This window comes from Lysinibacillus sp. UBA5994 (genome assembly GCF_002429725.1).
Taxonomy (GTDB): Bacteria; Bacillota; Bacilli; order Bacillales_A; family Planococcaceae; genus Lysinibacillus; species Lysinibacillus capsici.
In genome coordinates this window covers 38,300-59,996 of record NZ_DJAU01000017.1, presented here as the reverse complement: position 1 = coordinate 59,996, position 21,697 = coordinate 38,300, and the positions used below count along the sequence as shown (strand labels likewise).

General features: G+C 36.8%; 22 protein-coding genes. 18 read left to right on the top strand and 4 right to left on the bottom strand.

The genetic code is table 11. The features are described from left to right. Positions 1-64 precede the first annotated feature (64 nt). On the top strand, positions 65-958 hold the full coding sequence (locus tag B3D98_RS05415) for a LysM peptidoglycan-binding domain-containing protein (protein WP_054549746.1): 894 nt from the start codon (positions 65-67) through the stop codon (positions 956-958). A gap of 83 nt (positions 959-1,041) precedes the next feature. Here the strand turns inward: B3D98_RS05415 and B3D98_RS05410 are convergent, their stop codons facing one another. Next, a complete protein-coding gene (locus B3D98_RS05410; RefSeq protein ID WP_054549747.1) occupies positions 1,042-1,938 on the bottom strand; it encodes an accessory Sec system S-layer assembly protein in 897 nt (298 codons plus the stop codon). After that, complete coding sequence (gene secA2, locus B3D98_RS05405) at positions 1,938-4,301, bottom strand: accessory Sec system translocase SecA2 (RefSeq protein WP_288581418.1); 2,364 nt, start codon at positions 4,299-4,301, stop codon at positions 1,938-1,940. Before secA2 ends, B3D98_RS05410 begins: the two co-directional genes overlap by 1 nt. A 225-nt stretch (positions 4,302-4,526) precedes the next feature. Between secA2 and B3D98_RS05400 the strand changes: the two genes are divergently transcribed. Next, positions 4,527-5,594 carry a glycosyltransferase family 4 protein gene (locus B3D98_RS05400; RefSeq protein WP_004230902.1) on the top strand — a complete coding sequence of 356 codons (1,068 nt, stop codon included), beginning with the start codon at positions 4,527-4,529 and terminating at the stop codon, positions 5,592-5,594. Between the two features lie 238 nt (positions 5,595-5,832). Here the strand turns inward: B3D98_RS05400 and B3D98_RS05395 are convergent, their stop codons facing one another. Together B3D98_RS05395 and B3D98_RS05390 are read right to left on the bottom strand one after the other, a co-directional pair. Further along, the gene (locus tag B3D98_RS05395; protein WP_288581413.1) at positions 5,833-6,888 is read right to left on the bottom strand and encodes an LCP family protein; all 1,056 of its coding nucleotides are present in this window, start codon (positions 6,886-6,888) and stop codon (positions 5,833-5,835) included. 147 nt (positions 6,889-7,035) lie between these two features. Continuing rightward, positions 7,036-7,671 carry a YigZ family protein gene (locus B3D98_RS05390; RefSeq protein ID WP_288581410.1) on the bottom strand — a complete coding sequence of 212 codons (636 nt, stop codon included), beginning with the start codon at positions 7,669-7,671 and terminating at the stop codon, positions 7,036-7,038. 165 nt (positions 7,672-7,836) lie between these two features. On the opposite strand from B3D98_RS05390, the gene B3D98_RS05385 reads away from it, so the two are divergent. The 16 genes from B3D98_RS05385 to B3D98_RS05310 all read left to right on the top strand — a co-directional run bounded on the left by B3D98_RS05385 (position 7,837) and on the right by B3D98_RS05310 (position 21,686). After that, entirely contained in the window at positions 7,837-8,985 is a 1,149-nt protein-coding gene (locus B3D98_RS05385) for a sensor histidine kinase (RefSeq protein ID WP_048392088.1), read from the top strand. 35 nt (positions 8,986-9,020) lie between these two features. Beyond that, positions 9,021-9,695, top strand: coding sequence for a response regulator transcription factor (locus B3D98_RS05380; RefSeq protein WP_131520840.1), 675 nt, complete (start codon positions 9,021-9,023; stop codon positions 9,693-9,695). A 285-nt stretch (positions 9,696-9,980) separates the two neighbouring features. After that, the gene (locus B3D98_RS05375; RefSeq protein ID WP_004227588.1) at positions 9,981-10,526 is read left to right on the top strand and encodes a DUF3225 domain-containing protein; all 546 of its coding nucleotides are present in this window, start codon (positions 9,981-9,983) and stop codon (positions 10,524-10,526) included. Positions 10,527-10,793: 267 nt separating this feature from the next. Further along, on the top strand, positions 10,794-11,636 hold the full coding sequence (locus tag B3D98_RS05370) for a DegV family protein (protein ID WP_288581403.1): 843 nt from the start codon (positions 10,794-10,796) through the stop codon (positions 11,634-11,636). 44 nt (positions 11,637-11,680) lie between these two features. Continuing rightward, on the top strand, positions 11,681-13,066 hold the full coding sequence (locus tag B3D98_RS05365) for a DEAD/DEAH box helicase (protein WP_288581400.1): 1,386 nt from the start codon (positions 11,681-11,683) through the stop codon (positions 13,064-13,066). Next, a complete protein-coding gene (locus B3D98_RS05360) occupies positions 13,063-13,653 on the top strand; it encodes a ComF family protein (protein ID WP_288581398.1) in 591 nt (196 codons plus the stop codon). The genes B3D98_RS05365 and B3D98_RS05360 overlap by 4 nt, the downstream gene beginning before the upstream one ends. A 78-nt stretch (positions 13,654-13,731) precedes the next feature. Beyond that, on the top strand, positions 13,732-14,145 hold the full coding sequence (locus B3D98_RS05355) for a TIGR03826 family flagellar region protein (protein ID WP_004227580.1): 414 nt from the start codon (positions 13,732-13,734) through the stop codon (positions 14,143-14,145). A gap of 121 nt (positions 14,146-14,266) precedes the next feature. Further along, positions 14,267-14,527, top strand: coding sequence for a flagellar biosynthesis anti-sigma factor FlgM (flgM, locus tag B3D98_RS05350; RefSeq protein ID WP_054549755.1), 261 nt, complete (start codon positions 14,267-14,269; stop codon positions 14,525-14,527). Between the two features lie 27 nt (positions 14,528-14,554). Beyond that, positions 14,555-15,055: a flagellar protein FlgN gene (locus tag B3D98_RS05345; RefSeq protein ID WP_288581396.1), complete on the top strand. Its 501-nt coding sequence runs from the start codon at positions 14,555-14,557 to the stop codon at positions 15,053-15,055. Between the two features lie 16 nt (positions 15,056-15,071). Continuing rightward, positions 15,072-16,733 (top strand): flagellar hook-associated protein FlgK, encoded by a 1,662-nt coding sequence (gene flgK, locus B3D98_RS05340; protein ID WP_288581393.1) that lies wholly within the window; start codon positions 15,072-15,074, stop codon positions 16,731-16,733. 26 nt (positions 16,734-16,759) lie between these two features. Next, positions 16,760-18,010, top strand: coding sequence for a flagellar hook-associated protein FlgL (flgL, locus tag B3D98_RS05335; RefSeq protein ID WP_288581390.1), 1,251 nt, complete (start codon positions 16,760-16,762; stop codon positions 18,008-18,010). A 118-nt stretch (positions 18,011-18,128) separates the two neighbouring features. Further along, positions 18,129-18,689 carry a DUF6470 family protein gene (locus B3D98_RS05330; protein WP_288581387.1) on the top strand — a complete coding sequence of 187 codons (561 nt, stop codon included), beginning with the start codon at positions 18,129-18,131 and terminating at the stop codon, positions 18,687-18,689. Between the two features lie 13 nt (positions 18,690-18,702). Next, positions 18,703-19,146 carry a flagellar assembly protein FliW gene (gene fliW / locus B3D98_RS05325; protein WP_288581384.1) on the top strand — a complete coding sequence of 148 codons (444 nt, stop codon included), beginning with the start codon at positions 18,703-18,705 and terminating at the stop codon, positions 19,144-19,146. Next, positions 19,147-19,365, top strand: coding sequence for a carbon storage regulator CsrA (gene csrA, locus B3D98_RS05320; protein ID WP_274771619.1), 219 nt, complete (start codon positions 19,147-19,149; stop codon positions 19,363-19,365). A 209-nt stretch (positions 19,366-19,574) separates the two neighbouring features. Continuing rightward, on the top strand, positions 19,575-21,218 hold the full coding sequence (locus B3D98_RS05315; RefSeq protein ID WP_288581367.1) for a flagellin: 1,644 nt from the start codon (positions 19,575-19,577) through the stop codon (positions 21,216-21,218). A 120-nt stretch (positions 21,219-21,338) separates the two neighbouring features. After that, the gene (locus B3D98_RS05310; protein WP_288581364.1) at positions 21,339-21,686 is read left to right on the top strand and encodes a hypothetical protein; all 348 of its coding nucleotides are present in this window, start codon (positions 21,339-21,341) and stop codon (positions 21,684-21,686) included. The last annotated feature ends 11 nt before the right edge of the window (positions 21,687-21,697 follow it).

Below are 21,697 nucleotides of genomic sequence, written 5' to 3'. Positions count from 1 at the left end.
CAATAGTTATCTAGTATGATAGACACACAAGGGAATATTCTAGCACGAACGGAGGCACTTTGGTATGCAAAAGACAAAAAAATGGAGAATTCTTGTTCTAAGTACTTTAGCAACTTCATTTTTAGCATTACAAACAGCGGAAGCAGCAACATATACTGTACAAAAAGGAGATACTTTAACGAAAATCGCCCAAAATCATCAAGTCACGATTGGGGATATTATGAAGTGGAATAATCTATCGAAAGATACGATTTTTGTAGCTCAAAAGCTTGAGATTCCAAAACAATCAACGAATGAGGGAGTAAAGCCCGCAACTCCATCAACTTCTGGAAAACCAGCATCTAGTTCTCATACAGTAGCAAAGGGTGACACCTTATCAAAAATTGCAAAGCTATATAATGTGACAATTAAGGATATAATGGATTGGAATAAGCTTGAAAAAGACACGATTTTTGTTGGACAAGTACTGAAGCTTTCTTCAGCTGCAGTGATACCCGATGGTGATACTATACATAATAATGTGACTTCAGGTACGGGCACTCCATCAAAAGTAACTGCGAAAGATCCTACAGCTAATGGACAAGCGATTTATAACAAAACCGTTGAAGTTGCCAATACATTGGTTGGAACACCCTATCTATACGGTGGAAATACACCTGTAGGGCTTGATTGCAGTGGCTTTATTTTTTATGCCTTTAATCAAGGTGGTTTAAAAATAGGAAGAGCAAGCAGTGAGGGCTATTTTTACGGTAATACTACCCATGTAGAAAATCCAGTACCCGGCGATTTAGTGTTCTTTGAGAATACGTATAAAGAAGGTATTTCTCATATGGGAATTTATCTCGGAGATAATAAATTCATTCATGCGGGTACAGATGGTGTAGAAGTTTCGGATGTTACGTACTCCTACTGGTCTTCTAAATTAGTAGCCTATAAACGTTTTGATAGTGTGAAATAAAAAGTAGCGATTTTTGCCTAGGCAAAAATCGCTTTTTGTTTTAACAAACCCTCTTTCTACTAAAAAAGAAAGGGGGATTTAGGTTATTGTGTTACACGAGCTGTCCAACGAGAAAGGTCAGCGTCTTTAGCATCAACAAGCTCTGCTGGGAAAATAAATGTCCAAGGCTTTGTGGAGTTTGGTTGGACAGTTAAGATTGGATCCATTTTAAAGGAACCTTTGGCAATTTGTTTACCTGTAGCATCGACAATTTCTAATGGTAATTGTTCTAGATTGATTGCTTTATTATGTCCATTACGAATAAAGATAGATACGTTTAAATTACCATTGTCAGCTAGTTTGGCCTGTAAACCTGTGAAATTCACTTCTGTCTCTCCTAGTTTTGGTAGTGTTTTAACGATTTTCTCAAGTTCTTCTTTTTGTTCTGCTGGTAACTGTTTTTCCCATGACGGATCTAATTCTAATTGATGACCGCGAAGGGACACAAGGTTAAAGGCAATTTTCCAGCCATCTTCGGGAACTTCATCTACTTTAATTGTAGACTTTTCAAATTCAAATACCCATGGACGAGCACTTTCTGCTGGGATTGTACCAAGTGCTTTAAAATCGAATTTTTTAGATGCAACAAGCTCATCATTTTTATCCATAATGAAAAGTTCAATTTCACCTAGCTCAATAGCTTGAGGTAGAGAGGAACGGAAAAATGCACGAACTAACCATTTTCCACCTCGACCTTCTTCAATACTAATTGAAGAGAGCGATAATTGGTTTGGTTTCAACGGCTCTAGCTCATTCGCTAGGAAGTTAAAAATGTATTTTTGCTCTTGTGGGACATCCCATTCTGGATGGAATGATAATTTTGTCTCCACATCGCGATTATCACCTGTATTTTTCGTTGTATTCCCTAGTAAATCTTTTGAGTCAATTGTGTTTTCCTGAACAACTTTATCTGATTTTTTAAAAAATGAAAATAAGCCCATTATTGTTCCTCCTGTTGTGCCTCAACTGTTTTCATGAAGCCTGTAATTTCTATAATAATAGAACGACGTAATTCTTGGAAGTTTTTACCGAATAATTCTAACCCTTCACGTTGGTAAATTCGCATTGGATCTTCTTGCTGATAATGACGTAGACCGATTCCTTCTTTTAAATGCGTCATGGCCTCTAAATGCTTAATCCAGCCGCTATCAATATGGCTAAGCATAATTTGAGGAAGTACTTCTATGACTCTTTCGTTTTCAGCGAATGTCTCCATGCGATCAAGCAGTTCTTGTTCAGAAGGTTGAATTTCAGCAAGAATTTGTTTTGTTTTTCCTATTTCTCGGTTGATTGAAACAGGTGTGATGAATAATGAGTTAAGCGCATTCTCCATTTGTTCGTAATCCCATTCAATTGGAGATACATCTTCTGGCGCGGCGTCATGAACAGCAAAATCAACCGTTTCACGTAGCATTTTCTTCAGTTCACCCATTAAATCTTCGCCAGCTAAAATTTTGTCGCGAAGTCCATAAAGAACGGTACGTTGGTCATTGATAACATCGTCTAATTTTAGGTTATACTCCCGCATGCCATATTGGGAACCTTCAACAATTCGTTGTGTTCGGTCAATAAGCTCTTGAACCTCTTTATTTTGAATAATACCCTGATCATCTACAATCATTTTTGCAGAGAATTTTTCTACTTCTTCTTTTGCGTAACGGCGGAACATATCATCTTCAATAGAGAGAATGAAGCGACTTTCGCCTACATCACCTTGACGGCCTGAACGCCCACGCAACTGATTGTCTACACGACGGCTTTCATGCTTTTCTGTCCCAATTACATATAAACCACCAAGCTCGTGTACATTCTCACCTAACATGATATCCGTACCACGACCAGCCATGTTTGTCGCTACCGTAATACGACCCTTTTGACCTGCCTGTGAAATAAGTTCAACTTCTTGTTCAACTGTTTTTGCATTAAGTAATTGGAATGTTAATTTTTCCTTTTTCAGATAGTCAGCTACAGTTTCAGATTGTAAAATCGATGTTGTCCCAATTAAAATTGGCTGGCCTTTTTCATGACGTTTTTTAACCTCAGCTGCAACATACTTATATTTTGCTTCCTGTGTGCTAAAAATAAGGTCAGGTTGATCAATACGCTGACGCGGACGGTTTGTTGGGATTTGCACAACTTCCATGCCGTATACTTCGCGAATTTCTTTTTCCTGTGTTTTCGCTGTACCTGTCATCCCGGAAAGCTTTGGATACATACGGAAATAGTTTTGAATTGTGACCTGGGCCATTGATTTATTTTCATCTGTAATCGTTACGCCTTCTTTAGCTTCAATCGCTTGATGTAAACCATCAGAAAGTGAACGACCTTCCAAAATACGACCTGTAAACATATCAACAAGCTCAATTTTGTCTTCTTTGACAATGTAATCAACATCGCGCTTAAACATCACATGTGCACGTACTGCTTGGATTACGTAATGGAAGAGTGTTTGGTGTTCTAAGTCATATAAATTATCGATATTGAAGGCAGCCTCAACCTTTTCAATACCTTTATCCGTTAGAGAAGTAGCCTTTGTTTCATCGTCAAAGTCATAATCTTCATCTTTCTTAAATCGTTTCGCTAACATAGCAGCAATGCGGTGTAATTCATCATTAGAAGGCATTTTACCTGCGATAATTAAAGGTGTTTTCGCTTCGTCGATTAATACACTATCTACTTCATCGATAATAGCGAAGTGATAAGGACGTTGTACTTTATCTGCTAAGCTATAAGCCATATTGTCACGTAGATAATCGAAGCCAAACTCAGTACCCACACCGTATGTAATATCGGCGTTATAGGCTTCTTTCTTTTCACCAGGTTCCATCATTGGTACATTTAAACCTACAGTTAAGCCAAGGAAACGATGGATTTGACCAACAAGCTCATAGTCACGCTTTGCTAGGTAATCATTAACCGTGATGACATGAACACCTTTACCTTCTAATGCACGCACATAAGAGGGAAGAGAAGCAACAAGTGTTTTACCTTCACCAGTAGGCATTTCAGCAATATTGCCTTCAGTTAATACCAGGCCACCGATAAGCTGGACATCAAAATGACGCATTCCTAATACACGCTTTGAGGCTTCGCGTACAACAGCAAATGCGTCCGGGATGATCGATGTAAGAGGCTCACCTTGTTCTAATTGATCTTTGAAAATAAAAGTCATTTCTCGTAATTCGGCATCTGACTTGTTAACATATTTTTCTTCAAGATTGTTAATTTGATCTACTATTTTGTAGTAGCGTTTTAATTGACGAGCACTAGTTTGCTCTTTATTACTTTTGAAAATTGAGAACATGAAATATACGCTCCTTTAAAGTTGTCTACATGCTAGACACTCCATTATTCTATCAAATTTTGCGAATGGTGACTACATTTGACTGTATAGGAATCTATTAATGCTAAAATGTACAAAATATTTGTGAAATCGTGGAAAATGTTTAGAAAAAGTATATTTCAATGCTTGTTCATGCTATAATCAATTTGGATTTCAATGTAGATTATATATTTGAGGAGGAGAGACATGCTTTACGTGTCTTTAATAGCAGCGTTCGTTGCATCCATTTTGTTAACTCCATTAGTGAAACGTTTAGCGTTTAGAATAGGTGCAGTGGATGCACCAAACTATCGAAAAGTACATGCTCGAATTATGCCAAGACTTGGCGGTTTAGCCATTTTCCTTGCCTTTATTATTGGCGTGACGATTTTATACTCATTTTTAGTTCATACAAAACATGGTAGTAATGAGGCTTTATTAGCTATCATTATTGGTGCTTGTATAATCGTAATCACAGGTGTTATTGATGATATGCGTGAGATTTCTGCTAAAGCAAAAATGCTTGGTCAGCTAGTTGCTGCACTGATTGTTGTTTTTGTAGGTGGTATTGAAATTGAAATGGTTAATCTACCTTTCTTAGGTACATTAGATTTTGGTTTATTGAGTATTCCATTAACGATTATTTGGATCATCGGTATTACGAATGCCATTAATTTAATTGACGGCCTTGATGGTCTAGCTGCAGGTGTTTCTACGATTGCACTGATTACATTAGCTGTCATGGCGTTTATCATGAGCAATGTGTTTGTTTTAGCGTTAGCAGCCATTTTAGCTGTAGCTTCACTTGGTTTCTTATTTTATAATTTCCACCCAGCAAAAATCTTTATGGGTGATACAGGGGCATTGTTCCTAGGATTTATGATCTCTGTGTTAGCGTTACTTGGTTTTAAAAATATTACATTCGTAGCTTTAATCATTCCAATTATTATCCTTGGTGTTCCGATTTCTGATACATTCTTTGCCATTGTTCGTCGTGTTCGCATGAAGAAGAAATGGTCTGACCCAGATAAATCACATTTACACCATCGATTACTCGATATGGGCTTTACACATCGACAAACAGTCCTAATTATCTACGGAATTGCAGTAATGTTTGGATTAGCAGCTATCATTTTCTCTATGGCAAAGGTTTGGGGAGCTATATTACTTGTAGCGGTCATCCTAACTGCTATTGAAATCTTTGTAGAGGTCATCGGATTGGCTGGTAAAAACTATAAACCATTATTAAATTTTGTACGGATATTTAGTAAATAAAATATAAGCAATCATACAATTTGTATGATTGCTTTTTTGTTGTTAAATAGGGTTACTATTAAAGTTAGACACTGAGAAACTCTTTTAAACCGATTATATATAGGGAATGGAATAGAAGGTAAACTTAAATAAGCTTGTTTATCGATTACTAGGAGGGGTAAATGAAAAGGGTAGTCAATCAATAGAGAAGCCATATAAAAAGACCATAGACAAGTTGTTTGTCTATGGTCTGAAAGCTCTATTCAGTAACTGAATTGTCATCGCTACTAGCAGCACTATCTGTTCCTGTATTGCCACTTGTTAGACTTGATGATTGTTCATTTAGGCCAAGATGGTTTTTGAAAATCTCCTTTGTTTCTTCAACAGAATCTTGATTTAACTGGTAATAATAAATACCAGTAGATGTATCATCCGTGCCATCTAATGTTAAGGAATCGATACGTGGTGCGCCTTTTGATAAATAAGATAAGAAGGACTTCATTTCAGTGAATGTCATATCTGTTTTCATATTATCACCAAGAGCTTTAATGACATCATCATATTTCGTAACGGACTTAACAGAAGCGACTTTTTTAATAATCGCAGATAGAATTTCCTGTTGACGTTTACCACGCTCAATATCATTATCCTGTTTACGTGTTCTTGCGAGTGCAAGTGCCTCACTACCATTTAAATGTTGTAAGCCTGGCTGTAAGTTAATTGTAAACTTATCAAACTCATCTAATTCATGTAAAGCATAAGGTACTTCAGCTTCAATACCACCTAAAGCATCGACTACATCAATAAAGGCATTGAAATTCATACGTACATAGTAATTGATTGGAATATCAAATAGTTCCTCTACTGTTTCAATAGTAGTAAGTGTTCCACCCATAGCGTGTGCATGAGTAATTTTATCTTTATAACCTACTTTAGGAATATAAACGTAAGAATCACGAGGAATGCTTAGCATTTTAATTGTATGAGTTTTGTTATTTAATGTAGCTAAAACGAGTGCATCGGAGCGTGAATGATCCGAACCTTGCCCTCGATTGTCACTATCATCAACACCTACAAATAAAATAGAGACATTGTCTTGTACAGGCTCTACTTTCTCTACACGTTGCGTTGAAACCTCTCGACCTTCTAACTCCTCATATGCTGAGTCTGCAGCATGCTCTACCTGTTTTGTAAGGTAAACAGCATAAGCCGTTACACAAATCACCAAGCTTGCAACTAGGAGTAGTGTAACTTTTATAATTAAGGAAGCTTTAGAAGACCTCTTTTTAGTCGGACTAATAGATCTTTTTTTCATAATAAATATATTCTCCTCTAATTATTGGGAATAATAATGCGATAAAGCTAAATTTTATTCAATTTTAACTAAGTAATTGTGTGGACAATAAAATAGCTTAACAAAAAAATTATACTATGCATATTTAGTTTCGACAATTAAAACTATTTAATTGACAATAAATTCTACAAATTGAGCATCTTCGAAAGTGATGGAAGCCTGTCCATTAGTCATTTCTGTTATCCAACTTCGGAACTGTTCCTCATCCTCTTTTAGCACAGAAACAATAATTTCAACACCCTCCAAATAACGTATTTCCTCTAAAGAATATGATGAACTTCTTATTTCATTTTCGACTTTTCCTAGCCATGTATAATCAATAGCTACTTTCATAACATGATGCAATTTACGTTCAACTATCTGTGCAGCAGTTAATCCCTCTGTAGTTGCTTTTCCATAAGCACGAATAAGGCCACCACCACCGAGCTTAATGCCTCCAAAATAGCGGGTCACAACAACGACCGTATCTTTTAACCCTTGTTTTTTTAAGACCTCTAACATAGGGACGCCTGCAGTACCACTAGGTTCCCCATCATCATTTGCCTTTTGAATATGATCATGCTCTCCAATAATATAAGCGGAGCAGTTATGTGTTGCATTATGATGCAATTTTTTTATACCATCTATAAAAGAAATTGCATCCTCTTCCGTTTCTGCACGTTCTATATAAGTGAGAAAGCGAGATTTGGAAATGACAATTTCGCTTTCACCATATCCTTTTACTGTTAAATAGTTTTCTCTCATTCGTATCAATCTCCTTTTAACTAGAGTTCTATTCTATAATTTTCATGAAGAAAAAGCATTAAATTTTAGCATGGTAATGCTATAATAGGTGTAGACTATGGAATATGTGATTTTAGTCTATTAAATTAGTAAGTAATCATAAGACATTAGACTGGGGAGTATACTATGTTTTCAAATGATACCTTCGATTTAAAGTCGCTTGATGACATTTTTAATCGAATGTTAGATACAATCATGAGCTCAAAGGATGATATCTTTATTATAAGTGAACAAAGCCGCAGAAGCTTTGAAGATATGCAAAAAGAGCTGGAAATTGTTCGAAAACAAATATCAATCGTAATTGATGATGGCGATGCATTGGAAAAAAGTACGCAGCTTGCTAAGCAACGACTTGTGCTAGTGAGTAAAGCTTTTGATAATTATACCGAAGAACAAGTTAGAGAAGCCTATGAAACTGCACATGATTTTCAAGTAAAGCTCTCCGTTATTAGAACACAAGAAAAACAGCTACGGGATAAAAGAGATGATCTAGAGAGAAGATTAAGAGGATTACTCGATACGATTGAACGTGCTGATCATATTGTTAATCAGGTAAATGTCGTTTTGAATTACTTAACTTCAGATTTAAGAAATGTTGGTTTAGCCCTTGAACAAGCAAAAATGAAACAGGATTTTGGGATACGTATTATTGCAGCTCAAGAGGAAGAGCGTAAGCGTTTATCAAGAGAGATTCACGATGGACCTGCTCAAATGCTTGCAAATGTCCTTATGCGCACTGATTTAATAGATAGAACGTATCGTGAAAAAGGTATTGAAAAGGCTTTGGCTGAAATTGCCGATTTAAAGAAAACGGTACGTAATGCTTTATCTGAGGTGCGACGTATTATTTATGATCTACGACCAATGGCACTTGATGATTTGGGAATTATTCCGACATTAAAGAAGTATTTATCGACAGTGACTGAATATAATCCAGGTGTTGAAATTCATTTCCAATCGAGAAGTACAGAAAAACGTATACCTTCAAATTATGAAGTATCCATTTTCCGATTAGTACAAGAATGTGTAACCAATGCCATGAAGCATGGAAAGTGTAAAGACATTTGGGTAAAGCTTGAATGGTTAAAAGATGCTGTCAACATTGTTGTAAAAGATGATGGCATAGGCTTTGACCCACAAGTAGTAAAAGATCATTCCTTTGGGATTTTAGGAATGAAAGAACGTATTGAAATTTTAAATGGTACAATCACCATTACGAGTGAAATCAATCGAGGGACAACGGTGTTATTTAAAATACCGTTAGAAGTAGAATGATGTAACTGTCGCAGAAATCTAGGGGGTAAAGACAAATGACAAAGATTATTATTGTAGACGATCACCAGCTATTCCGCGAAGGAGTAAAACGCATTTTAGATTTTGAAGATACGTTTGATGTAGTAGCAGAAGGTGACGATGGTACAGATGTGGTTACGTTATACGCTGAAAACGAACCAGATGTTGTACTTATGGATATTAACATGCCAGGCAAAAATGGAGTAGAAGCAACGTCAGAGTTAATTACTGAATTTCCAGATGCAAAAGTGATTATGCTGTCTATACATGACGATGAAACATATGTTACGCATGCATTAAAATCAGGTGCTCTTGGCTATATGTTAAAAGAGATGGATGCAGATGAAATCGTTGAGGCGATTAAAGTTGTTGCCAACGGCGGCTCTTATTTACATCCAAAAGTAACGAAAAACCTAGTAGCAGAATTCAAGCGACTTTCAGAACATGAGAATAAAGGAAACTTCCATCAAACTGAAATTCGTCGTCCATTCCATTTGCTAACTAAGCGTGAATGTGAAGTATTACAATTATTAACAGATGGTCAATCAAACCGTACAATCGGTGAGACACTGTTTATCTCTGAAAAAACAGTTAAAAACCACGTATCAAGTATTCTACAAAAAATGAATGTGAATGACCGTACACAAGCAGTTGTAACAGCCATTAAAAATGGCTGGGTTGAAGTACGCTAATTGCTAAAACTGTTTTTAAAAGCTACTTTTTATTGAAGTAGTTTTTAAAACAGTTTTTTATTGTTTTTTGGTAATAATTTGTATTGGACTTACATGATGAAGAACAGGTCATTCACAATTTTGTAACATTACTAATCATTAGTATGAATTTGATAACTAGCAATCCATGCAACATTTTACAGCCTAATGCGTCATAAGGAAGATGTAGCACTTAAATGTTGAAAATGCACAACAAAATTCCTACGAAAGCATTTATATGCTACAATATGCGCGGGAGGTTTTTTGATGTTAAAGAAAAGTTTTCTAGCAGTTCTAATCTTATTAGTGTTAACTGCCTGTGGTAATAAAGATGAAAAGATGAGTGATGAAGAACGAGATAAAGTAATAGAGGATGGTACAGTTGGCTTTGAAATGATGGGTGGAAACGTAGAAAAGGCTGATAATGTACCAGCGGAAGATGAAAAGGCGATTTTAGCATCTTTTGATGAGTATATTGCTGCATTAAATGCTGAAGAAATTGATCGTTATATGAATACAATCTCGAAAAATCCAAAGGGCTTTAAATACGATGAAGAAAAAACATATGCATCAGAAGTATTTGATCAATTTGATATTAAGCGTGAAGTAGAAAATGTAACGATTGCAAAGTATGAATCAGAAGAGGCGCAAGTATTTGCCAACATGAAAATGCACTCACTTCAGCTTGAGACAAATGTCGAACATGAAAGTGCAGGACGTCAGGTAACAGTCTTTGTGAAAGAGGACAATGATTGGAAAGTGACGAGTGTCTTTTATATTGGCGATGACTCACAGTCAAGTACAGGAAATTAACAGAAGCTATCTTCATTCAACATAACAATTGAGTGAAGATATGCCTATTATACATAGACAATGAATGTGAAATGGAAGCTAGCTTACTAGCACAACTCTAGAAGGGCGAGAACGGGAATCCGACGTTCGTCATTCATTTCACATTCATTTCTTTTTGTTTTCCGTCATTTATGCAAAAGCGAAGCGCCAGCAATAACAACACAACAACAACAATTGCACCAAGTAGAAATAGATTGTAAACTAAAAATTATAGGAGAGTGGACATGGATGAGGACGGCAATCGTAACAGATAGTACTGCATATAATACAGCTGAGGAACGTGCACGCTTAAACATTCACATGATACCTTTAAGTGTTAATATCTCAGGTCAATTATTTGCAGAAGAAGTAGATATCACAGCATCTGAATTTTATGATAAGGTGCGTGGAGCTAAAGAATTTCCTAAAACAACACAACCTCCAATTGGAGAATTTGTTGCTCTTTTTGATGAGCTAGCAAAGGATTACGATGAGATAATTTCCATCCATTTATCGAGTGGTATTAGTGGAACATACCAAGGTGCAGTGCAGGCAGGTGAAATGGTGGAAGGTATTAATGTTTATGCCTTTGACAGTGAAATATCCTGTGCGGTTCAAGGCTTTTACGTATTAAGAGCAGCGGAAATGGCGAAAGAGGGCCATTCAGCAAAAGACATACTTGCAGCATTAGCGGACATGCAGCAGTTTATTCGTGCTTACTTCATTGTAGACGACTTAGCACATTTACAGCGTGGTGGGCGTTTATCTTCTGCAGCTGCATTAATCGGTGGCTTACTACAAGTAAAGCCTGTTTTACATTTTGTGGATAAGGTAATTGTACCTTTCGAAAAAATCCGAACACGTAAAAAGGCATTAAAGCGTGCGGAACAATTGCTAGCAGAGGATGCAAAAAAGTATGCAGCGATGGACGCTGTTGTCATTCACGGAAATTGCCCTGCTGAAGCCCAAGAATGGCTAGAGCAATTAGCCGCAACGTACCCAAACGTAAACTTTAAATTGAGCTATTTTGGTCCTGTTATTGGTACTCATTTGGGTGAAGGGTCAATGGGATTAGGATGGACAAAAAAATAACGAATTGTGAGAAGTCTCTACAGCAAAAGTAGAGGCTTTTTTCTATGAAAGGGGAGGTTTTAATGAGATATAGGGGTTGGTTGTTGCCCCCAGCATTACGTGATTTTCATGAAGGGCGCATTTGGTTAAAAGAACATTCGCCATTTTCATCTGAAGATATTGAGAAAGCAATAAAGCGAAAATACGTCAGTATAATAGAAGGAATTCAAATAAAGCCAGCTATTAAATGCAATCGTTGTCACAATACAGACCCGCACTTATTCACAAAATTCCATTGCTCAAAATGTCAGCAACAATGTGTGTACTGCCGACACTGTATTAAAATGGGGAGAGTAAGTAGCTGTACAAAATTGATGATTTGGACAGGTCCCAAGACGATAAAAATTAACAAGCATTCATTAAAATGGGCAGGGCAATACACCGAACTCCAGCAACAGGCTGCTAATGAAACCTTGGCAAGTGTGAAAGCAAAACGCTCCCATTTAATTCATGCAGTTTGCGGTGCAGGCAAAACAGAGCTACTTTTTCCTACTGTCTATGATGCATTAAAGAGAGGGCTACGTGTTTGTATTGCTACACCACGGACAGATGTAGTGTTAGAACTGTATCCACGCTTTCAAGAGGCTTTTCCGGATACAGTTATTCATGCTTTATACGGTGGAGCACCTCACCAAAATGGCTATGCACAGCTTGTTATAGCAACAACCCATCAGCTCTACCGATTTGATAAGGCATTTGATGTCATTATTGTAGATGAGGCAGATGCTTTTCCTTATACATTTGATGAAACTCTACAAAGAGCAGTAGAAAAGGCTAAAAAGGAGAATGCTCCTCTGGTATTTGTGACAGCAACCCCATCAGCATCATTACTCCATACTTTCCAGCAAGAAAGCTACTCTTTTATTCCAAAACGTTATCATAATCATCCATTACCAATCCCACAAGTAAGTTCTTTATGGGGCTATGATAAATGCTTTAAGCGAGGTAAAATCCCTAAAAGGTTAAAAAAGTGGGTGGAGGAGCGCTTACACCAAAAGGAACCCTTTTTACTATTTTTCCCGACAATTGACTTAATGAAACGTGCAACTCCTCTTTTTCAAGGGTTAAATGAAGACATATTAGCTGTGCATGCAGCTGACCCAGAGCGGAAGGTGAAGGTGTTAAAGCTACGAAATAAAGAAGTTCCAGGCTTATTAACCACTACGATATTAGAAAGAGGCATTACAATCAGCAATGTACAGGTGGCTGTTATAGGGGCAGAGTCATTGATTTTTACTGCAAATGCTCTCATTCAAATTGCAGGTCGAGTTGGGCGAAATGTTCAATTTCCTGATGGGGATGTCCTATTCTTTCATCACGGTATTACGGCAGAGATGGATGAGGCATGCGCAAAAATTCAATTTTATAATAAGAAGGGATTTTCTGAATGAATAAAATAGAACCTCACTGTTTAGTATGCACACAGCCGTTAAAAATAACTATTTCCTGGAAAATGATTCTAACCAAGCAATTCTCGCCGACTATATGTGAAAGATGCGCCGCTCGTTTTGTACCTTCACAATCTGCTACATCCCTTTATCAATATAATGAGGCGATGAAGGATTACTTACACCAGTTAAAGTTTCTTCAAGATGTGGCTCTTGCCAAGGTATTTCGACAGGAGCTCTATGATCGTCTCAATAAAGAAAAAGCAATTATTCTCCCCATTCCAATGCATCCTCTCAAGCAACAGGAGCGTACTTTCTCGCATACTGATGAACTATTAAAAGCGGCTCATATTCCCTTTATTCAATTATTAGAAAAGACAACGACAGAAACGCAAAGCTCCAAAAATAGAGAGCAGCGAATACAGGCAGCTCCACTTTTTTGCTTAAAGGAGGGAGCACAAGTTGAACATAAAAATTATCTTCTTTTTGACGATATAAAAACTACAGGGGCAACTCTACAGCATGCTACAACTGTTTTAATGCAGGCGGGTGCTAAAAATGTCCAATACTTCACATTAATTGAAGGATGAAAATACCAATGCATTATGTATAATAGATAATGAGACAGCATTCGTAGATAAATTTGCTAGAAAGAGGAGGAAAGGCCAATGGCAGAGGTTCGTAATTGTCCGAAATGTAATGAGTTTTTTAATTATACAGGAGTCCGAGAAGTGTGTCATAAGTGTGCACAATCAGAGGAGGAGCTTTATCAAATCGTTTATCGTTTCTTACGTAAACGTGAAAACCGTGCGGCAACTGTAGAACGTATTGTGGAAGCAACGGGAGCGGATAAAGACTTACTGTTTAAATGGGTTCGTAAAGGCCGTTTACAGCCAGCAATGTTCCCTAACCTTGGCTACCCATGTGATAACTGCGGTCATCTCACGACGACAGGAAAGCTCTGCTCGAAATGTCAAGATGAATTAAAAGCAGACTTACGGACATTTGAAGCTGCCAAAGAGTTTCGTCAAAGTGTCGAAGAACGTGAGAGAGTAACCTATCACTCAGAGCGTAAACGTTAATTACTCCAAGTGTGTTAATTTTAAACAAAATTAGCACACTTTTTTCTATGTGAAAACTTAACATTATGTGAGACAATCCGAAATAATAGTAAGATAGGATTTAGAGATGGGGGGTATTGAAATGAAAATTACATCTTATGGAGTTAATGCAGTAAACGCCTATAAAAACCAAGTACGTAATGTGAAATCAAATACAAACAAGGCATCTTTCGCCGATAAAATTGAAATTTCAAAGGCTGCACAAGAAATGCGGGGTGTTTCAACATACAGTTCGGAGCGAGCAGATCATGTTCAACAGTTGAAAAAGGATATTGCTTCTGGGGAATACAAAGTAGATGCGCGTAAAGTGGCAGAGGATATGCTGAAATATTATCGTTTCTAGGGAATAGCAGAAAGGGTGTATAACGATATGTCTGTAGAAGCAATTAGTTCTACACTAACAATGCTAGAGAGAATGCATAAAAGCTTACTCGAACTAGCATTTAAAAAAACAGAAATTATTAAAGCTGGCGATATCGAAGCGCTAGACCAATTGCTCAAGGATGAGCAGGCGCACGTAGCAGCCATCGATAAGCTCGAGCAACAGCGTCAGAAACAGGTAACGGACTACCTTGAAGCAAAGGGACTTGCTTCAGCTGACAAAACAACTGTCGCGGATGTCATCGAGGCTGCTGAACAACAAGCTGACAAAGCAACACTATCAGCAGTTCGCGAACGTTTAATGCAAATTATCAATGACCTACGAAAACAAAATGATTTAAATCAAAAACTCGTTTTCCAATCCTTACAAATCGTCAACCTAACATTAGATGCAGTAAGACCACGTACAGAGCAAATGAACTATTCCAGCAATGAGGTCCGTGGCACAAACAATATAGCTAAAAAATCATATTTCGATTCACAAGCATAACAAGGGAGGAAAAAACATGCGCTCAACATTTATGGGCTTAGAAGCTAGTAAACGTGGTCTCTTCACGCAGCAAAGTGCTTTATATACAACAGGTCACAATATTTCCAACGCCAACACATTAGGCTACTCTCGTCAACGAGTAAATATGCAAGCAACACCTGGTTTTCCAACTGCCGGACTAAATTCGCCTTCATATCCTGGTCATCTTGGGACAGGTGTCGAAGCAACATCTATCCAACGTATTCGCGATGAGTTTATTGATCGCCAATATCGTCAAGAAACAAATAAGTTGGGGTATTGGGAATCAAGAACGAAGGCGATTTCCCAAATGGAAGATGTTCTCTCAGAACCATCAGAATTTGGTATTAATCAAGCTTTTAATGATTTCTGGAAAGCTTTAGAAGATGTTGGGGCTAATCCTGAAGACACTGCTGCACGTAAAGTGGCACTTTCGAAAGCACAAGCTTTAGCTGAAGCCTTTAATTACAATGATACTCAGTTGAAATCTATCCAACAAAATTTAGGCAATGAAATCAACGTTTCTAAAAATAATATTAATTCCTTATTAAAACAGATTGCCGCAATAAATAAGCAAATTCAAGAGGTTGAGCCAAACGGATATGTTCCCAATGATTTATATGATGCACGAGATGTTTTAGTTGATCAATTAAACGAATTTATCCCTGTATCAATTGAAAGGGTTCCATCAGGTGGGCTTGCTTCAGATGTTGCTGAAGGAAGTCTAACTATAAAGTTTACTCCCTATCCAAATGGGGATCCTATTACATTAGTGAGTGGAAAAAATTATGTGGAAATTTCGATTACAGGTAATGAGGCTGATAAGGATATTAATGGCGACTCGCTATCAAATGTTTTTAAGCAAATAAATGTTTCTAAACTTGGTGAGCCACCTGTTAAACCAATACCTAACGATCCTGATAGTGAAACTATCTCATACGATGAGTTAGAACCATCGAAGGGAAGATTTGTTTCACTTATTGATTCGTATGGTTATGAACAATCTGTTGCTGGGGTAACTACAGTAAAAGGACTCTACCCAGAAATGCTTGCGGAATTTGATAAATTGGTCAATTCCTTTGCACAGCTCTTTAATGCTATGCATGCGGAAGGGTATCAATTAGATGGTAAAAAGGCAGAGGAACCTGATTTATTTATAGGTGCAGATCCTTTAACTGGTAAATTTACAGCTGCATCTATAAAAGTTAATGAAAAGTTTGTGAAGAGCCCTTCTTTATTAGCTGCTTCAAGCGGTGAAGGAGAAGAGGGTAATGGTAAATGGGCAATAGAATTAGCCAATTTACAAAAATTTAATTTTGATGATAGTAAAGCTGGGACAACCCAACAGTTTATGAATAAAAATGTAGATATACCTGCTGATATAGGATTATCTGGAGCCACCTTCCAATCCTATTATCAAGGGATGGTTGGACAAATGGCTGTGAATGGTCAAGAATCTATCCGACTACAAACAAACTCAGAATCGCTTTTACTAAATGTGGCAAATAATCGTGCCTCCATGAGCTCAGTATCGCTGGATGAAGAAATGACGAACATGATTACATTCCAACAAGCTTATAATGCGAATGCTCGTATGATAACAGTGGTAGATGAAACATTAGATAAAATTATTAATGGTATGGGACGAGTTGGCTTGTAAGTTAAATTTGAAGGGAGTATTAATTAATGCGGGTTACACAATCAATGCTATCAAGCAATATGCTTCGAAACCTAAACGCTAGTTATAGCAAAATGTCTAAATTACAGAATCAGATTGATTCTGGAAGAAAAATAACTCGTCCCTCAGATGATCCAGTAGTAGCAGTAAAGGGAATGAGTTATCGAACTTCTATTGATAGAGTTGAACAATATAAACGTAATATAGGAGAGGCAACTAACTGGCTTGATACAACAGACTCTACACTTGGGGAAGTTGGAGAAGCACTTAACCGTGTAAAAGAGCTCGTTATTCAAGCAGCCAGCGATTCAAACACAGCAGATGATCGAGAAAAAATAAAAGCAGAAATTGATCAAATCCGTGAACAGATACGTGATTTAGGTAATACACAAGTGGGTGGGAAGTATCTATTTACAGGAACAAATACACAAAAACCATTGTATGTAGATGTGAAATATTATGATCAAGAGGCCATTCAAAAGCATTATGATACATTACAGAAAAATTTAACTGATGCAACTGCATCTGGTGACCCAACAGCAATTGCAGCTGCACAACAAGCTGTTGATGATTTAGATAATGCTATTGCTGATACAGATCCAAATGTGCTAAAAACCTATTTAGAAAGTCAAAGCATTCCCATGAAAACAGGAAGAGTGTTAAATGGCACATATTTAGATAAAGATAATAATTTAATCAATCCTTTTGATAGTTTTAAAGATATGACATTAAAAAAAGCTGACGGAACAACACAGTCCTTACCATTGTTTAACGAGCCTAATGCACCAACATTAACTGCTCAGGATCAAGATGTTAAAATTGAGGTATTTGATAATATTCAGTTACCAGTAAATGCAGTTGGTTTTGAATTGTTTAATCAAGTTGATCAATTTATGAATAAAATATCAGAGGCTCTGAAAGCAGGCTCAGACACAAATAATGCTACAGATATTAGTGATTTACTTGGTGGGGTTATCAATATAGATGATCCTTCAGCTAAGGGTACTGATTTTTCAGACGTTCAGGCTGCCTTACTTGCTACTCGAGCAGAGGTTGGTGCAAAACAAAATCGTGTGGAGATGATGGAAAATCGATTAGATATCCATAAAATAAATATTACAAAACAATTATCCGAAAATGAAGATGTGGATTATTCAGAAGCAATCACTGAAATGGTTACAGCAGAGTCTATTCATCAAGCGGCTTTATCAGTAGGTGCAAAAATTATTCAACAGACTTTAGTTGATTTTATAAGATAAAAATATATAATTTGTTGATTAAACTTAGAATATCTTCTGAAAGTGAATTATAAGTAATTTAAGAACAAAGCGCTTGAGTAGACAATACTCAAGCGCTTTGTTGAAGGAGAAATAGTATATGAAGATTCCTCAAATACAAATCAATATAACCGACATTAAAATGGAATATACTATACAGGATCCAGTCCAAAAAATCCAGCAGCCTAAAGCGTCTCAAAGTATTGAACAGCCCGCTGCAATCTTAGAAATTAATACAACTAGAGGAAAATTAAAAATAGATTCTTCACAAGCACGACGAGATTTAGGTTTGATTGGTCCTTTAGAATCCTCTAAAAATTTTGCTGAGGAAGGAAAACAAGAAAATCTATCAGGAATAAAGCGTCGAGTGGATGAAGGTAGACAGATTATGCTTCAATCTGGAAAAGAGCAAGGACGTAGCACTATTCAGAATATAGCAAAACAAAATCATGGACCTTCACGTCCTGGACCGTACAATATAAAATTTGTACCTTCAATCGGATCGGTAAAAATAGATTACACACCAGGTACAACAGACGTTCATATTGAGCAACAAGCACCTAAAATTGAACATAAGGTGAACAAGCCGAGTATCGACTATACACCTGGAAAAGTAAATGGGACAATGGTACAAAGACCAGATGTTGATGTAACGGTGTAAAGGAGTGCTATAAATGAAAATTAAAACAAAGTTTTTAGGTGAAATAGAAATTAATAACGATGAGATCGTAAAATTTAACGAGGGATTACCTGGTTTTAGAGATGAAAAAGAATTTATCTTAATCCCTATAGATGCAGATATCCCTTTACTAATACTACAATCCGTGAAAAATGCAGAAATTGGTTTTATATTAGCATATCCATTTGCTTTTAAAGCTGATTATGCTTTTGAGATTAGTGAGGAAGACAGAAATGATCTCCAAATCGAAGAAGAACAAGATGTTGTAGCTTATTCTATTGTCACAATGAATGAAAAATTTGCAGACTCCACACTCAATCTATTAGCACCAGTTATTATTAATATTAATAAACGGCTTGGCAAACAAATTGTGTTATTAGATAGTGCACAATACCCATTACGCTTTCCAATGCAACCTTTGGAAGGAAGTGCAAAATAAATGTTAGTGCTTTCGCGAAAAAAAAATGAGTCTATCATGATTGGGGATAATATAGAAATAAAAATATTAGCTATAGAGGGAGACCAAATAAAAATTGGAATAGTAGCGCCCAAAGCAGTTAAGGTACACCGTGCAGAAATTTTTGAAGCCATTAGGGAACAAAACAGAGCAGCATTAAATGTTGTACCGAGTTTTATAGACCAGCTAAAAAGAAAATAATTGTTTACCCGTACTTATTATGAAATTCTAAATAATAGGTATTATGAGAGTTTATTGGAGTGCATAAAAAATATAAAAATATTTTTTAAAACTATTAAACATTGCGATTCTAATACGATATAAAGATTGTTAGGCAAGAGGAAACTTTTGCTATACATATTCCACACGGATGTGGGATGCACAATACACTATTCAAGGAGGAATTCCAAATGAGAATTCAACACAATATTTCTGCGTTAAATACGCACCGTAATCTTGCGTTCAACAACACGCAAACTTCTAAAGCATTAGAAAAATTATCTTCAGGATTCAAAATCAACCGCGCTGGAGACGATGCTGCTGGTTTAGCAATCTCTGAAAAAATGCGTGGACAAATCCGTGGTTTAGATATGGCATCTAAAAACTCACAAGATGGTATTTCTTTAATCCAAACTACTGAGGGTGCTCTTAACGAAACACACTCAATTTTACAACGTATGCGTGAGCTAGCTGTACAAGCTGGTAACGATACAAACACAACTGGTGACCGTGAAGAAATCCAAAAAGAAATCAACCAATTAACTTCAGAAATCAACCGTATCGGTAATACAACAGAGTTCAACACGAAAAAATTACTGAACGGTGATCTTTCTTCACAATTCGGTGGTACTTCAAAAACAGTAAGCACAACACTTGCAAAAGATGGCACAGTTACTGTAGCAGGAAAAAGCTCAGTAGCATGGAGTGATTCTGGCAACTCTGCAGATTTCAAAGTTTCAATTACTGGTAAAGCTGACAACGGTTTTGACTGGTCAAAAATTTCAGGTTCAGGTACGATTGAAATCGAAAACACTGGAAGCGGCTTTACATTAAAAACAAACGGCTTAGCTGATTCAGGCGGTTTAACATTAAGTGGTCTTACAACAGATTTAAGCTACGATAAGTCGACTGACACATATTCATACGATAGCCAAGGTATTAAATTCTCCTTCACTGGAGAACAAGCGAAAAACTGGAAAGCTGGCGAAAAAGCTACAATTACAGTTAAAGGTAATGCAACAACTGGCGATTACGATTTAAGCGATAAACCAAGATTAACTGATGCTGCTATTTCAGGCGGCGATGCTGTAATGGGGAATATCACAGTAAGCGGTTCTAAACTAGATGGCTTAAGCAGTGTGAAAGTCGCTCATGATGGTACAGCTTCAGGTAAGGTAACAGTTACTTTACAAAATGCATCTGGCACAGCTTTAGCAACTTATGAATTTAATGGTGTGACGTCAGGTACTGATCTAGACTTTAGCGCAGACGGTATTTCATTTAAATTTACAGCGGGTTCTGGTGCAGCAAGTGGTACATTCAAACTTGAAACAGAAACGAAAACAGAAACAGTAAAAGAAAATACAGAAGATAAGTCACTAAAATTCCAAATTGGTGCGAATGAACACCAAGCATTATCTGTTTCAGTTGAAGATATGCGTGCATCTGCACTTGGTATCGTTGGTGCAGGAAAAGGCTTTACATCTGATAAAACAGTAAATGATGGAACAAATGCTACAGGTATTGAGTCAGCATTAGACTTATCATCACATGAAAATGCTGCAAATGCTGTAACAGTACTTGATGCAGCAATTTCAAAAGTATCTTCTGAGCGTGCAAAACTAGGTGCGGTTCAAAACCGTTTAGAGCACACAATCAATAACTTAGGTGCTTCTTCTGAAAACTTAACAGCTGCTGAATCTCGTATCCGTGATACAGATATGGCTGCTTCAATGATGGAATTCACGAAGAACAACATCCTTACTCAAGCTGCTCAATCTATGCTTGCGCAAGCTAACCAACAACCACAAGGTGTTCTTCAATTATTAGGTTAATTGATAGAATAACTCACAAGCTAGTAGGAAATTTACTTTTCCTACTGGCTTGTTTTTTATTAACTCTTTGCAGAGAATGTCGATATAAAGAAAAATAGGATTTTTGAAAAGGTGATAACTATGCAGAATGAGTTAACGGAATTAAAAAATACATATTATGACTACGTGGGTAACATTAGTGAAGGATGTCAAACAATTGCGAATACCTTACGTCAAGAAGAGGTTGTAGAAGCATTCCAATCTATCGCGAACTTTGCTGAAGGGTTAGAGTGGCTACTTACTGTAGAACATGCAATGCAAGGACAAGGTTGGACAATAAATAGTCGCATTGAAGAAGTACAGTGGGTCATGAGAGAAATTAATGAAGCATTAGAAAATCAAGATTTAACACTAACCGCAGATTTATTTGAATATGAGCTTGTTCCAATTTTTTTAAGTGCAAGTGAATGGGTTTTTACGCAAAAATAAAAAAGGGGTAA